The following is a 15,895-nucleotide window of genomic DNA, read 5'->3' on the forward strand; positions in this document are numbered from 1 at the left end:
ATTGAACGCACCTATCGATAGTCTCGACCCGCTGAAACGTGCCGCATTGCTGCGCCTGCTCAAACAACGCGGTGCCACGCGAGTGGTGGATACCACCCCGGACGACATGGTTGCCGTGGACCGCGAAGGTCCGCTGGCGCTGTCGTTCGCTCAACAGCGGCTGTGGTTCATCGATCAACTGGATCCGACCGCGAGCGCCGCCTACCACATACCGGCGTCGCTGGTGATGCACGGCAGTCTGGACCGCAGCGCGCTCAAGGCCACTCTGGATCGTTTGGTGGCCCGGCATGAAAGCCTGCGTACCACGTTTCGCCGTGAGGGCGAGCAGCCGGTTCAGGTCATCGCTGCAGCCGACTGCGGTTTCAACCTGGTGGAACACGATCTGCGCCACCTGCCCCGGGACGAAGCCGAACAACAGGCAGCCGGCCTCACCGAACAGGAAGCCGCAGCGCCCTTCGACTTGCTGAACGGTCCGCTGATCCGGGGCAGTCTGCTGCGTCTGGCTGACACCGAACACCGCTTGCTGATCACCCAGCACCACATCATCTCCGATGGTTGGTCCATTGGCGTGATGGTCAAGGAGTTCGCTGCACTGTACGAGGCGTTCAGCGCCGGCCAGCCCGATCCTCTGCCCGCCTTGACGCTGCAATACGCCGATTACGCGGCCTGGCAGCGTCACCATCTGGAGGGCGAGCGATTGAGCCGGCACGTCGAGTTCTGGCGCAGCCACTTGGCGGGCGCCCCGGCCCTGCTGTCGCTGCCGACCGATCGACCTCGCCCTGCCGTGCAGAGCTATCAGGGCGCGACCCTGTGTTTCGATCTGCCGGTGGCGCTGTCGGGTGCGATCACCCGGTTTGCCCAGTCCCGTGCCGCGACGCCCTTTATGACGTTGATGGCCGCCTGGGCGGTGTTGTTGGGTCGAATCAGCGGCCAGCAGGACATCGTGATCGGCACCGTAACGGCGAACCGTGAACGCCAGGACGTGCAGGCGTTGATCGGCTTTTTCGTCAATACCCTGGCCCTGCGTGTGCGCCTGGACGCCAATCCGACCCTTGATCAGGTGCTGCAACAGGTCAAGGAGTTGATGCTGGAATCTGCCAGCCACCAGCAGACGCCCTTCGAGCAGGTCGTCGAAGCACTAAAGCCTGCGCGCAGTGCCAGCCATAGCCCTGTTTTTCAGACCATGCTCTACACCGACGCCGAGGGCTCTGGCGGTCAGTTGCAACTGCCGGGGCTGAACCTGGAATTTCTGCCGTCGCAAAAGGACAACAACCAGCACGACCTGTCGTTACACATCGATGAAAGCGGCGAGCGTCTGTCGTGCAGCCTTTCCTATTCCACGGCCCTGTTCGACGCCAGTACGGTCGAACGTTTGGCAGCACGCTTCGAGCGTCTGCTGAGCCGCTTCACCGAAGCGCCGCAAACGCGTATCGGCGAATTGCAGCTCGACGCGGACCAGGTTTTGCCTGAGGTCTCGGCATTGGCACCGGTGGCTGACGCGATGCCGTTGTCCTATCACCAGGAACGGATCTGGTTCGTCGACACTTTCGAAACCGGCTACCTCTACGAAGCCAACCCGATCTACCACAACGTGGCCCTGTTGCTGGCGTTGTCGGGCGAGCTGAATGTCGAGGCGTTGCAGACAGCAATCAACGGACTTCTGGCCCGTCACGCCATCCTGCGCTGCCGGGTACACAGCGACGGCGCCAGTGCGTGGCAGCGTTTCGACGGCCCGGCCGTGCTGGCGCTCGAACAACAGCAGGCCACCCTGGAGACCTTGCGCGCCCAGGCATTGGCCGAAACGCGTCGGCCACTGGACATGAGCTCGGGCAGCCTGGTGCGGGCGACTCTGGTCAGGGCCGATGAGAATAACGCCGTGCTGGCGCTCGCCGTGCATCACCTGCTGGCTGACCGTACCTCGATGCAACTGATCAAGCGCGACCTGCTGGCCCTTTACGAGGCCGCTTGTGCCGAACGTGAGGCCGTCCTGCCGGTCCTGTCCCTGAGCTATGGCGACTTTGCGGCCTGGCAGCGCCAGTTGCCCGCCGCTGCTCTGGAAAACCTGCGCGCCTATTGGAGCTACCAGCTGCGTGGCAAACTGCAAGCCCTTGAGTTGCCGCTCAACCGGCCTCGGGCGGCGGTGCATGTGTTCAGCGAAGCGACCCACGAGTTCACCATCGACTCAGCGCTAACGCGGCGTCTGGAGCAGACGGCCCGTGACGTCGGCGTGAGTGCCGAAAGCATTGCCTTGAGCGCCTTTTCCGCCCTGCTGCGACGTTATGCCGGACACGACGAGCTGGTCATCGGCACCAGTGCAGCTTGCCGCGAACCGGGCCTGCAGAATGTGCTCGGTCCGATGGACAACTTGCTGGTCATCCGCACGGCGTGCGACAGCGACCTTTCCCTGCAGGCCTTGCTCGAACAGACGTCCACGACCCTGACCGATGCCCTGCGCAACCGTCACCTGCAGTTCGACCAACTGGTCCGGGTCCTCAACCCGGCCAAGGACATGAGCCGTACCGCGCTGTTCGACGTGTTGTTCAATTTTCAACACGTCAGCGACAGCCGCACCCTGATCGCAGGCCTCGAAGTCGACAGCCTGGAAACCAACCTGGGCTACGGTAAAAATGATTTGCACCTGCTCATCAGCGCAGGTGAACAGCGCTGGAACGGGCACCTCGTCTACAACGCCGACTTTTTCACGGCTGAATTCGTCACGCAACTGATGCGCCATTACGTGCGCCTGCTGCAAGCCTTCGTCGACACCCCGCAACAGCGCGTCGACGATGTCGTCCTGCTCGATGCCGCCGAGCGCCAGCGCCAGGTGCTCGACTTCAACGACAGCGAAGCGGCCTGGCCAGACACACTGACCCTGCATCAGATGTTCGAAGCGCAAGTGCGCGTGACCCCGGATAACATCGCGGTCAATCTGGGCGAAGAACGCCTCACCTATCGACAGCTCAACGAGCAGGCCAACCGCCTGGCGCATCGTTTGCGCAAGGCCGGTGTGCAGCCTCAGGAACTGGTTGCCATCGTTCTGGACCGCTCGCTGGCGATGATCGTCGCGACGCTGGCGGTGCTCAAGTCCGGCGCAGCCTATGTGCCGATCGACCCCGGGTCACCCTCAGAACGAATCGCCTACGTGCTGCGTGACAGCGGTGCGCGCAAGGCCATTGCCCGTCCGGACATGAGCCCGGCATTGCTGGCGCTGGACATCGAGGTGTTCGCGCCGCAGTCCAGCGAGGTTGCCCATGACGCCGAGAGCGTTGCCAACCTTGCCAACGTCAATACCCCGAATCATCTTTGCTACGTGATCTACACCTCAGGCTCCACCGGTGAGCCCAAGGGCGCACTGCTGGAACATCGCAACGTCGTACGACTGATGCACAACAACCGTTCGCCGTTCGCCTTTAACGCCGAGGATGTCTGGTCGCTGTTCCACTCCAATGCCTTCGACTTCTCGGTCTGGGAAATGTATGGCGCCCTGCTCTATGGCGGCCGCCTGACCCTGGTGCCTGACGCCTTGCGCCGCGACCCCGAGCAACTGGTGAGCTTCCTGGAGCAGGAACAGGTCAGCGTGCTCAACCAGACACCGTCGTCCTTTCTGCAACTCAGCGCCGCCGCCCTGGCCCGCAGCGACGTGAGCCTGAAAAGCTTGCGCTACGTGATTTTCGGCGGCGAAAGCCTGGAACCGGGCAAACTCGACGCATTCCATCGGGCGTTCCCCGACGTGGCGCTGGTCAATATGTACGGCATCACCGAAACCTGCGTGCACGTGACCTACAAGGCCATCGACGCGCAGGACATCGAAGCCGGCATTTCAAACGTAGGCCGTCCGATCCCGACCACCGTGGCGTACGTGCTCGACGCTCAGCAACGTTTGCTACCGGTCGGCGTTGCCGGGGAGATTTGTGTCGCTGGCCTGGGGGTTGGACGTGGTTACCTGAATCGGCCTGAACTGACAGCCGAGCGATTCATTGCCGATCCGCTGCGCCCCGGCGAACGCCTGTACCGCTCTGGCGACCTGGGCAAGTTGCTGGACAACGGCGAAATCATCCATCTGGGCCGCATGGACGCCCAGGTCAAGATTCGTGGCTTCCGCATCGAATTGGGGGAAATCGAGGCCAAGCTGCTGGCCTGCGAGGGGGTACGTGAAGCCAGGGTCCTGGCCCGCGACGATGCCAGTCAGGGCAAACGCCTGATTGCCTACCTGATTCCAGAGCCCTCGGTGCGTCTGGAAGTGGCGGCGCTGCGCAAACAACTGGGTGCCACCCTGCCCGACTATATGATTCCCAGCGCGTTCGTCAGCCTGTCAGCCTACCCGCTGACCGGCAACGGCAAGCTGGATCAGGACGCCTTGCCGGCGCCTGATCTGGACGCCATGTCCGAACGTGGCTACACCGCCCCCGAGGGAACCACCGAGCTGGCCCTTGCGCAGATATTCCAGGAATTGCTGGGGCTTGAGCGCGTAGGTCGCCATGACGGCTTCTTCGAACTCGGCGGTCACTCTTTGCTGGCGGCGCAACTGGTTTCCAGAGTGCGTCAACAGTTGGGTGGCGAGATGATGCTGCGCCAGCTGTTCAGCCATCCAACGGTGGCCGAACTGGCACGGGTCATCGGCGGCCTGCAAACCGCAGACAATGACGCTATCGAGCCGATCGGGCGTGACCAGCCGTTAGCGCTGTCGTTTTCCCAGCAACGTCTGTGGTTCCTCGACCAGCTCGACCCGGATGCCAGCCGCGCCTATCACATGCCGATTTCGCTGCTGTTGCGCGGCGATCTGGATCACGCCGCGCTCAAGGCTGCACTCAATCGCCTTGTAGCGCGCCATGAAAGCCTGCGCACCACCTTTGAACGCCACGGCGAACAGCCGGTGCAGATTATTGCGCCGCCAGACTGCGGTTTTGCTCTGGCCGAACAGGATTTACGCGCGCTGCCTTACGAGCAGGCGAGTCTCAGTGCTGCTCGCATCGGTAACAGCGAAGCCCTGGCGCCGTTCGACTTGCGCCAAGGCCCGTTGATTCGCGGCCGTTTGTTGCGCCTGACGGATGACGAACACATCGTGTTAATCACCCAGCACCACATCATTTCCGATGGCTGGTCGGTCAGTGTGTTGGTCAAGGAATTTGCCGCGCTCTACGAAGCGTTCAGCCAGCAGCAGGCAGATCCGCTGCCGCCGTTGTCGATCCAGTACGCCGATTATGCCGCCTGGCAGCGCCGCACATTCACGGGCGAGCGTCTGGCCGAACAGGCCAACTTCTGGCGCGACCACCTGTTGGGCGCTCCGGCATTGCTGTCGTTGCCGACCGACCGACCACGTCCGGCGGTGCAAAGCTACCGCGGCGGCAACATTACGATGCGCATCGAACCTGCGCTGTATCAGCGTCTTGAACGTTTCTGCCAGGCCCACAACGTTACGTTGTTCATGGGGCTGCTCAGTGCCTGGTCGGTGCTGATGGCACGCCTGGGTAATGAGCGCGATGTGGTGATCGGTGTACCGACGGCCAACCGTGGTCGCACGGAAACCGAAAGCCTGATCGGCTTTTTCGTCAACACCCTGGCGTTGCGTGTCGACCTGACGCAAAACCCGAGCGTCGCACAACTGCTGGATCAGGTTCGCCAGACCCTTCTTGCTGCGCATGAACATCAGGACATCCCGTTCGAACAGGTCATCGAAGCCCTGCAACCGCCACGTTCGCTGAGCCACAATCCGCTGTGCCAGGTTGCCCTGTCACTGGACAACACCGATGTGGGCGGTGAACTGAACATGCCGGGCCTGAGTCTGCAGCCCGTCGTTCAGGCCCATGACACCGCGCAATTCGACCTGATGCTGACCTTGGTCAGCGAAGACGGCGGCCTGTCGGGAGTGATCGAGTACGCCAGCGACCTGTTCGACCGCACGACCGTCGAACGTTTTGCCCAGCATTTCCAGATTCTGCTTGATGCGCTGGTCGCCGATGTCACGCAGCCTGCACTCGGCCTGCCACTGCTCAGCGCTGCGCAGCGTCAAAGCTCTCCAGCGTTGCAGCCGCCCCAAGCGGCGTTTGCGCCGGGGTTGATGGTCCATGAGCGCTTCGAACAGTTCGCTGCACAAACGCCTCACGCCACCGCGCTGGTCTTCGGCGAACGTGAGGTGACTTATCAAACGCTTAACCGCCAGGCCAACCGACTGGCCCGCGAGCTGCTCGCAAAAGGCGTTCGTCCGGATGATCGCGTGGCGATCCTGGCCCAGCGTGGCACACAGATGGTCAGCGCGGTGCTCGCCGTGCTCAAGGCCGGTGCCGCGTACGTTCCGCTTGACCCTAGTTACCCCGCCGAGCGTCTCGGCTATCTGCTGACCGACAGTGCTCCGGTTGTCGTGCTGGCTCAGGCTTCTTGCATTGACGTGCTGCCTGCGCACAACGTGCAGGTTATGACACTGGACGATGACGACAACGGCACGGCCCAGACGGATGCATCGTTTGACCACAACCTCAGCATCGAAAGCCTGGGGGTGTCGCATCAGCACCTGGCCTATGTCATCTACACCTCAGGCTCCACCGGCCTGCCCAAAGGCGTGCTGGTCGAACACGGCAACGTCGCACGGCTGTTCGATGCCACTGCCGGACACTTCAACTTCGGGCCTCAGGATGTCTGGACCCTCTTTCACTCCTTCGCCTTCGACTTCTCGGTCTGGGAAATCTGGGGGGCACTGAGCTACGGCGGCAAACTGGTGATCGTGCCGAGTGAGGTTGCCCGCTCGCCGGATGACTTCTACGCGCTGGTCTGCCAACGAGAGGTCACGGTGCTGAACCAGACGCCAAGCGCGTTCCGTCAGTTCATCCAGGCCCGCGAACGCAGCCCGCAGGAGCATGCCCTGCGCGAGGTGGTATTCGGCGGCGAAGCGCTGGATTTCCGCAGCCTGCAACCCTGGACCGCGAAGACACCGCTGTCGCGTACTCGTTTGGTGAACATGTACGGGATCACCGAGATCACCGTACACGCCACCTACTACCCGATCAGCCAGGCAGAAATCGACACCGCCATGCCGAGCCTGATCGGAACGCCCCTTGCTGACCTCTGCCTGCGTATTCTTGACGATTACCAGCAGCCGGTGCCGGTTGGCGTTAACGGTGAGATCTACATCGGTGGCGCCGGTGTTGCCCGGCATTACCTGAATCGTGAGCAACTCAATACCGAGCGTTTCATTGCAGACCCCTACGCCGTGGAAACCGGCGCACGGCTCTATCGCACCGGGGACGTGGCTCATTACCGTGCCGACGGCGGCGTGGTCTATGTCGGACGCAATGATTCGCAGATCAAGATTCGTGGTTTCCGTATCGAACTGGGCGAGATCGAAGCGCAACTGCTGGCCTGCGCCGAAGTCCGTGAAGCCATCGTCGTGCTGCGCGAGGACCGGCCCGGTGACAAGCGGCTGGTGGCCTACCTGATCGCCGAACAAGGCTGCATACCCGAGTCCTCAGCGTTACGCAGTCAGTTGGCTGGCGTGCTGGCCGAACACATGCTGCCCAATGCATTCGTGACACTGGAGGCCTGGCCGCTGACCACCAATGGCAAGCTGAACCGCACAGCGCTGCCTGCACCGGATCCGTCCGCTGCCGTGAGCCGTCAATACGAAGCGCCACTGGGAACGATCGAAGCCACGCTGGCCGCTGCCTGGCAGGAATTGCTCGGCGTTGAACGGGTGGGTCGTCAGGACCATTTCTTTGAGCTGGGCGGCCATTCCTTTCTGGTCATCAGCCTGATCGAGCGTTTGCGTCAAGCGGGACTGCAGCTGGATGTGCGCACGGTATTCTCGGCACCGACGCTGCAAGCGATGGCCACCGTCCTGGCCGGCGGCGGCAGCGCAGAACGTGTGGTCCCGGCCAACCTGATTCCAAACGATTGCAAGGCGATAACGCCGGACATGCTGCCGCTGGTCACGTTGAGCCAGCAGGAAATCGAGCAGATCGTTGACGATGTGCCCGGCGGCGCGGCCAATGTGCAGGACATTTATCCGTTGTCGTCCTTGCAGGAAGGCATTCTGTTTCACCATTTGTTGCAGTCCGAAGGCGACGCGTACCTGATGCGCACCGTGGTGACATTCACCACCCGCGATGTACTCGACACCTTCCTCGACGCGCTGCAAGTGGTGATCAACCGCCACGACATCATGCGCACCGCCCTGCGTTGGCAAGGTCTGCCGCAACCGGTGCAAGTGGTTCATCGCCATGCACCGTTACCCGTCATCCACTTCGACACCGCCGCCGATGAAGACGCGCTGCAAGCGCTGCGTGATCGCACCGACACCCATCATTTGCGTCTGGACTTGCAACAGGCACCGCTGATTGCGGCCCACGTCACCTACGACGTCGCAAACGATCAGTGGTTGCTGGCCCTGCTCGACCATCACCTGATCAGCGACAACGTGACCCTGCGTCTGATCATGCGCGAAATTCAGGCAGTCATGGACGGCCAGGCCGATGCGCTGCCACCGTCGCAACCGTACCGTAACTTCATCGCTCAGGCGGCTACCGTTTCCCAGGCTGAACATGAAGTCTACTTCCGTAAGTTGTTGGCAGATGTCGACTCCACCACCGCACCGTATGGCGTGCTGGACGTACACGGCAGCGGAGCCGGCATCCAGCGTTCCGTGCAGCATTTGAGCGATGACATCAGCGCCCGGGTACACCAGACCGCACGTGCTCAGGGCGTACCGACATCAGTGTTGTTCCATGCCGCCTGGGGCCTGGTTGTCGCCGCCACCAGCGGCCGCGACGACGGCATCTTCGGCACCGTTCTGTCAGGGCGTTCCCAAGGCACCACCGGCGCTGACCACGCGCTGGGGATGTTCATCAATACCTTGCCGATGCGCATTCGCCTGCAACAAAACAGCGTGCGCGACATCGTTCAGGACGCCTACCAGCAGCTCAGCGGCCTTTTGACCCACGAACAGGCACCTCTGGCGCTGGCCCAGCGTTGCAGCGCGGTGGATGCCTCGTTGCCATTGTTCACGGTGATCCTCAACTGCCGTCACGGCGATCTGGTGAACACGGCCGGAGAAAGCGTCGAGGAGATGGACGACCAGGACGGCATCCACTTCCTGGCTTCTGAAACCCGTACCAACTACCCCATCGAAATTGCCGTGGCAAACGAAGGCCCCGGCTTCTCACTGACGGCGCAATCGATCACCGGTATCGATCCTCAACGCATTGCCGCCTACCTCGGTCAGGCCGTTGCCGAACTGGTCAATGCCCTTGAACAAGACCCGGCGCGTCTGGCTGCAAGCCTTCAGGTGGTGCCCGATGCCGAGCGGCAGTTACTGCTCAACGACTTCAACGCCACGACCGACACGTTTGCGCCAGCAGAACCGATCCATGCGCTGTTCGAGCATCAGGTGCGTGTCAATCCGGACGCGGTGGCCCTGGTCTACGAAGACTGCCACCTGAGTTATCGTCAGCTCAATCGTCGGGCCAATCATGTGGCCTCGCAGTTGCTGACGCTGGGTGTGCAACCGGACGAACGCGTGGCTATCTGCGCCGAACGCAGCCTGGAGATGATCGTCGGCCTGCTGGGCGTGCTCAAATCCGGGGCAGCGTACGTACCCATTGACCCGGCCCATCCGGCGGATCGCATGGCCTTCATGCTGCAAGACAGCCAGCCACGTGCGCTGCTCGCCCAACGTGCGCTCAGCCTGCCCGTCGGCGACATCCCGCTGCTGACGCTGGACAGCGCCGAGTCACGATTGGCTGTGGACGATCAGGCATTCGACGCCAACCCGGTGGTGAACGGCCTGACACCGGACAACCTTGCTTATGTGATCTACACCTCCGGCTCCACCGGCCAGTCCAAAGGGGTGATGGTCGAACACCGGTCGGTGTTCAACTTCTGGAACGTGCTGGCCCGCACGACTCACCAGCACTGCCCGACACCGGCCACCGTAGCGCTCAACGCCGGGTTCTTCTTCGACATGTCGATCAAAGGCATCTCGCAGCTGTTTTCCGGCCACAAACTGGTGATCATCCCGCAACTGATCCGCGCCAGTGGCAGCGAACTGCTGGATTTCCTCGAGGCTCATCAGGTGCATGCCGTCGACTCAACGCCATCGCAACTCGATACGCTGTTGTCGGCCGGTCTGCTGGAGCGCAGCAGCTATCAGCCTGTGAGCGTGTTGTTGGGCGGTGAGGCGATCAATGCCAGCACGTGGGAGAAACTGCGCAATTGCCCGACCATTCGCTTCTACAACATGTATGGCCCGACCGAATGCACAGTGGACGCGACCATTGACCTGATCCGTGAACTGGGTGAAAAACCGAGCATCGGCAGGCCCATCGCCAATGTCCAGGTGCATGTGCTGGATGCGTACGGCGAGCCCGCCCCGCTGGGAGTGGCCGGAGAAATTCATATCGGTGGTAGCGGTGTGGCCCGTGGTTACCTCAACCGCGACGAGTTGAGTGCCGAGCGCTTCATTGCTGACCGCTTCTGCGCTGGCGCCAACGCCCGCCTCTACAAAACCGGCGATATGGGTCGCTGGCTGGCTGATGGAACCCTGGAATACATGGGGCGTAACGACTTCCAGGTGAAGGTCCGGGGCTTCCGGATCGAGTTGGGTGAAATCGAAAACGCCCTGCTTGCCATACCGGGTATCCGCGAGGCGGTGGTGATTGCCCGTAATGACAGCCAGGGTGACTCGGAAAGCCAGCGCCTGGTCGCTTATGTCTGTGGCGAGCCGGTTTCGGCCGAACAGTTGCGCAGCGAGCTGCTCAAGCACCTGCCTGAATACATGGTGCCCAGCGCGTTCGTCTCTCTGGATGCGCTGCCGCTGACGTCCAACGGCAAGCTTGATCGCCGGGCACTGCCCGCCCCCGGTCAGGATTCATTGGCCAGCAAGGCGTATGAGGCTCCGAAAGGCGACACCGAAGAGGCAATCGCCGAAATATGGAAAGCCCTGCTGCGCCTGGATCAGGTGGGCCGCAACGACGGTTTCCTTGAACTGGGCGGTCACTCGCTGTTGGCAGTGCAGTTGCTGTCGCGGCTGCGGCGCAAGCTGGGTACGCGAATCACCTTGCGCGAGCTGTTCGACGCACCGACCGTGCGTGGCCTGGCTTCACTGGTCAATGCCAGCGCACCCAGCGAAGCGCAATCGATTCCCAAGGCCAACCGGTCCGGCCGCTTGCCGCTGTCGTTTTCCCAGCAGCGCCTGTGGTTCCTCGATCATCTGGACCATGCCGCCGGTGCGGCCTATCACTTGCCGATGGCATTGCAGCTGACCGGCACGCTGGACAAGGCCGCCTTGCAGGCCACCCTGGATCGTCTGGTTGCACGGCACGAAACCCTGCGCACGCATTTTGAATTGGTGGAGGGCGAACCGGTGCAGAAAATCGCGCCGGCCGATACGCGCTTCCCGTTGCAGCAACAAGACCTTCGGCACCTGCCCAGCGATGAGCGCACGGCGACCCTTAACCGCCTTGGTCAGGACAATGCCACGCAACTGTTTGATCTGACGACCGGACCGGTCCTGCGCGGTGACCTGTTGCAGGTGGCGGATGAGGAGCATGTGCTGCTGATCACACTGCACCACATCGTGTCCGACGGTTGGTCCAACAGCGTACTGGCGCATGAAGTCAGTACGCTCTACAGCGCCTTCAGCCAAGGGCTCAAGGACCCGCTGCCAGCGCTGCCGTTGCAATACGTGGACTACGCGGCATGGCAACGGCAATCCCTCGACGGCCCGGCGCTGCAAGCTCAGGTCGACTTCTGGCGCACGCACCTTGAAGGCGCGCCAGGCCTGCTGAACCTGCCCCTGGACCGTCAGCGGCCGGCGATCCAGAGCTACACCGGCGGTATCGTCGACTGTGTGTTCTCGCCAGAACTGAGTGCCGACCTGCGTGCGTTCAGTCAGGCGCAGGGCAGCACGCTGTTCATGGTGCTGCTGGCGGGCTGGTCGGTGTTGATGACCCACCTCAGCGGCCAGCACGATGTGGTGGTCGGCACGCCGGTCGCCAACCGCCAGCGCCCGGAGCTGGAACCATTGATCGGTTTCTTCGCCAATACGCTGGCACTGCGCATCGCAACCGGGCGCGATACACGTCTGAGCGACATGCTGGCGCTCATCAAGGACCAGACACTGGCGGCTTACAGCCATCAGGACCTGCCGTTCGAACAGGTGGTCAGCGCCCTGCAGCCGACCCGCAGCATGAGCCACAGCCCGCTGTTCCAGGTCATGTTGAGCCTGGACAACACACCGCCCTCGGTGCTGCAACTGCCCGGCCTGCACGTCGAGTCGCTGGACAGCGCCCATCACACCACGCAGTTCGATCTGTCGTTGTCGCTGGTGGACAGCGGTGAACGTCTGGGCGGTAGCCTGCAATATGCCAGCGATCTGTTCGACGCCTCGACCGTGCAGAACATCGCACAGTTGTTTGCCAAGGTTCTGGAGAACCTGGTAACCGATGCGCGACAGTCGATTGGTCAGGTGCTGGACCATACGCCGACGCTGCCTCGCTCGGCCCACGCAACGCTGCCCGCTGAGTCTGTGGAGCAAGCGCCCCTTGACGTCCTGCCGTACGAAGCGCCTCAGGGAGAAACGGAAATTGCTCTGGCCAACTTGTGGAAGGAGCTGCTTAAGCTGGAGACGGTCAGCCGCCATGACGATTTCTTCAAACTGGGCGGTATTTCTCTGATGGCCGTGCAAATGGCCTCGCGCTTGCGCAAGGTCCTCGGCAAACCGATTGCAGTCCGTGATCTGTTCGTCGAGCCGACCATCGCAGGTTTCGCTCGGACACTGGACGGTCAGACACGTCCGGGCCAGCACAGCAACCTGGTGCCCATCCGCCGTACCGGTACGCAACGTCCACTGTTCATGGTTCACCCTCTGGGTGGCGAGGTGCAGTACGTGCGGGATCTGGCGCCTGTGCTCGACCCACAGGTGCCGCTCTACGGCCTGGCCGCCAGTGGACGGGTTGCCGGAGAAGCGCCGCAATTCGAGGTGTCAGGCATGGCCTCGCATTACCTGGCGGCTATTCGTCAAGTCCAGCCACAGGGGCCTTACCGGATCGGCGGCTGGTCTGCCGGTGGCCTGATCGCTTATGAAATGGCCCGCCAGTTGCTGTCCAGCGGCGAGCAGGTGGAGTTCCTCGGTATCATCGACACCTCCACGCGGCCTGAACAGCAAACATCGGAGTCCTTGAGCGAAGGACAATTCCTGATGGACTGGCTCAGCGGCCCTCTCGATCCCGAGGTTCGCCAACGCCTGAACGCGCTGGCGCAGGCAGATGCCATCGACGCCATGCTGGCGCTGTGCATCACGCACCGTCTGTTGCCGGAGGAACTGCCACAGGATGTCGATGCCAGCCTGTTACGCGGTCACCTGGCGGTGGCCTATGCGATTCGTCAGGCAATCAGCGCTTACGTCAGCACCCCCGCCCCGGTCACGGTGACGCTGTTCACCGCCAGTGGTCAGGAACGCAAGGACCCGCTGCTGGGTTGGGGGGATCTGCTTGAAACCCCGGTCAGCGTTACGGCGCTTCCAGGCACCCATGACACGCTGGTCAAGGCGCCTCACGTCGAGGCGTTGGGACAGGCGATTTCGCTGGCGCTTAAAGGTGGGACTGTTTCATAACGGGAGAGACGGCGCTGTGTGCTGACACAGCGCTGTCTTGCATCAAAAGCAGGAGTGACGGGTTCTGGCGGCCATCGGACGACTGGATTTGTCAGCTGTCTTGCTCGTGACTGACATGACGCCGTCGCCGGCAAGCCGCCCCTTTTCAAACAGCCTGTCATCCGCTTTGGATGTACAGGCCTTTTCGCGGACAAGTCAGTCGGTTCCCACAATTCCGTTTTTGCTACCCAATAACGCCTCGTCAGAGGTGTAAGGCTGAGTCTGTCAGAAGTCTGCGACCTTTCCCCACGACGATTGCTTGAAACGGTCGGGATGGTAGGGCCGCGGGTCCACGATGGGTGTGACGTCGCTGACGATGTCGGCAATCAGGTGCCCAGCGCCCGGCCCGATACCGAAACCATGACCACTGAATCCAGATGCCAGCACCAGCCCCGGCAGGCTGGCCACTTCGCCGATACCCGGAACGCCATCAGGCGTGCTGTCCACATACCCTGCCCACGCCGCGTTCACAGAGGAGCCCTTCAGCGCTGGCACCAGTTCCTGCGCGCGCTTGTAGGTCAGAGCCACGGCCGAAGCGTCAGCCCTGGGGTCGAGAATTCGCATTTTTTCCATTGGCGTTGGTTGGTCCAGGCTCCAGCGCTTCCAGCTTTCATGGCCTGCTCGGATGCCGTCTAGACCGCCGGGCGCCAGATTGCGCCATCTGCGCTGAAACATCGGTAGAAACTGCGCAGCGAAACCGAGCAGCTGAGGTGTTGGATCAACACGCCCTCTTCCGCTGATGGCCAATGTATAGCTACCATCGAACCGTCGTGTCATGGACACGCCAGACGTGTGCAGCGCACCGGGTATCTCATCGCTTGGCGCAGAGACCGAGAGCACGGTCTGACGAATCGTGGCCTGGGGAAAACGAATGCCGTACTGGCGACAGAACGACGACGCCCAGGCACCTGCCGCCAGCACCGCGACCGGGGTGCGGATGACGCCTTTCTCGGTCACGACCGCAGACACCCGCCCACCTTCGGTTTCGATACCACGGACCGCACACCCTTGATGCACGGTACTCCCTAAAGCCATGATGGCACGGGCGACAGCGGGCGCTGCGCGGGAGGGGTCTGCGGTGCCGTCAGAAGGCGCGAAAACCCCGCCTTTCCATTGTTTGCCGGTCGCCCTTCCATGCTCGGCAGCCTGCTGAGCGGTCAACATGCGGGTGTCGACATTGACCGTGCGTGCAAACTCCCCCCAGCGCGCCCAGCCGGCAATTTCCTTTTCATCATTGCTGAGGTAAAGCAAACCGCAGCGGCTGAAACCCGTCTGTTCGCCGGTTTCGGCGCCGAATTGCTCCCACAACTCCAGGGCCTTGGTGGCCATCGGCAGCTCACGTGCATCGCGGTTCTGCTGACGGCACCAGCCCCAGTTGCGGCTCGACTGTTCAGCGCCAATGCGCCCTTTTTCAATCAGGGCGACTTTCAGGCCGCGCTTGGCAAGGTAATAGGCGGTAAAGGAACCAATGATGCCGCCGCCGATCACGACCACGTCGGCTTGCGTCGGCAACTCAGGGGACGTTTCTATGGCGGTTAACGGTGCGGGCATGTTCAGAAGGTCCATTCAAGGCATACGTACATGGGCGTGTTGCATTACCGATCTATTACACCACCACAGCGCCACGCATAAATGCTTGAAAATGGCCGCCATCTATCACGATTCACCGTTTAGCAGGCCTGTCTCGGCAGACTTTGCCGATGAGCAACGAGTCGCGCTATCGCGAACACCCGGTTTTTAACTGTCTGTGTGCAAACGACGCTTTTTATTGCTGTCGTCTTCGATCCTCTTATCGAAGATACTGCGGCAGGACAGTGATGCTATAGATGAAGCATTTCCCCTCGCTCTTGAACGGAATCAAACACTGCAATGCTCAAACTCGCCGCTGTGCCGCTACTCATCCTTCCCCTGTTCGCTGTTGCCGACTGCACGGATCAACTGGATAACTGGGCCAGAACCATCAAGCCCGAGCTGAAATTTGATCGCGAACGAGCGGTCTGCAAGGTTAATCCAGCCAACGCTAGCCAGACGCTGGCGGCCCTGCCGTTTGCAGAGAGCGTCACCGCAGACGGCGAGGGCGATTATGGGCTTGCCGTACTCGTGGCAAATACGACGAGCAGCAAGATCATCGCCCAGCATTATCAAAGTGCAGCGATCAGCTCAGACGCTATTTTTTTGACGATCTGACACTGGACACCGCGCGCTATCAGCTTGCACCGAAGCTGCGAGCCTTTGGAGTCAGGGTGGCTCTTCGAA

General features: G+C 61.9%; 2 protein-coding genes and 1 pseudogene. 2 read left to right on the plus strand and 1 reads right to left on the minus strand.

Annotated elements, in window-relative coordinates; all coding sequences use genetic code 11:
* Window position 1: 1 nt before the first annotated feature.
* Window positions 2-13,600 (plus strand): annotated as a pseudogene (locus tag ALP40_RS17870) (amino acid adenylation domain-containing protein); the annotation flags it as partial.
* Between the two features lie 264 nt (window positions 13,601-13,864).
* Here ALP40_RS17870 and ALP40_RS17875 read toward each other — a convergent pair.
* Complete coding sequence (locus tag ALP40_RS17875; protein WP_122209569.1) at window positions 13,865-15,190, minus strand: FAD-binding oxidoreductase; 1,326 nt, start codon at window positions 15,188-15,190, stop codon at window positions 13,865-13,867.
* Window positions 15,191-15,508: 318 nt separating this feature from the next.
* Here ALP40_RS17875 and ALP40_RS17880 point away from each other — a divergent pair, with 318 nt between their 5' ends.
* Window positions 15,509-15,826, plus strand: a complete 318-nt coding sequence (locus ALP40_RS17880) for a hypothetical protein (protein ID WP_122209535.1) — start codon at window positions 15,509-15,511, stop codon at window positions 15,824-15,826.
* The last annotated feature ends 69 nt before the right edge of the window (window positions 15,827-15,895 follow it).

The sequence above is a fragment of the Pseudomonas viridiflava genome (genome assembly GCF_003702045.1).
GTDB classification, from domain to species: domain Bacteria; phylum Pseudomonadota; class Gammaproteobacteria; order Pseudomonadales; family Pseudomonadaceae; genus Aquipseudomonas; species Aquipseudomonas viridiflava_C.

Coding starts and splice junctions, on each gene's coding strand:
- ALP40_RS17875 (WP_122209569.1), bottom strand. CDS start 15,190: ATGCCCGCACCGTTAACCGCCATAGAAACGTCCCCTGAGTTGCCGACG.
- ALP40_RS17880 (WP_122209535.1), top strand. CDS start 15,509: ATGCTCAAACTCGCCGCTGTGCCGCTACTCATCCTTCCCCTGTTCGCT.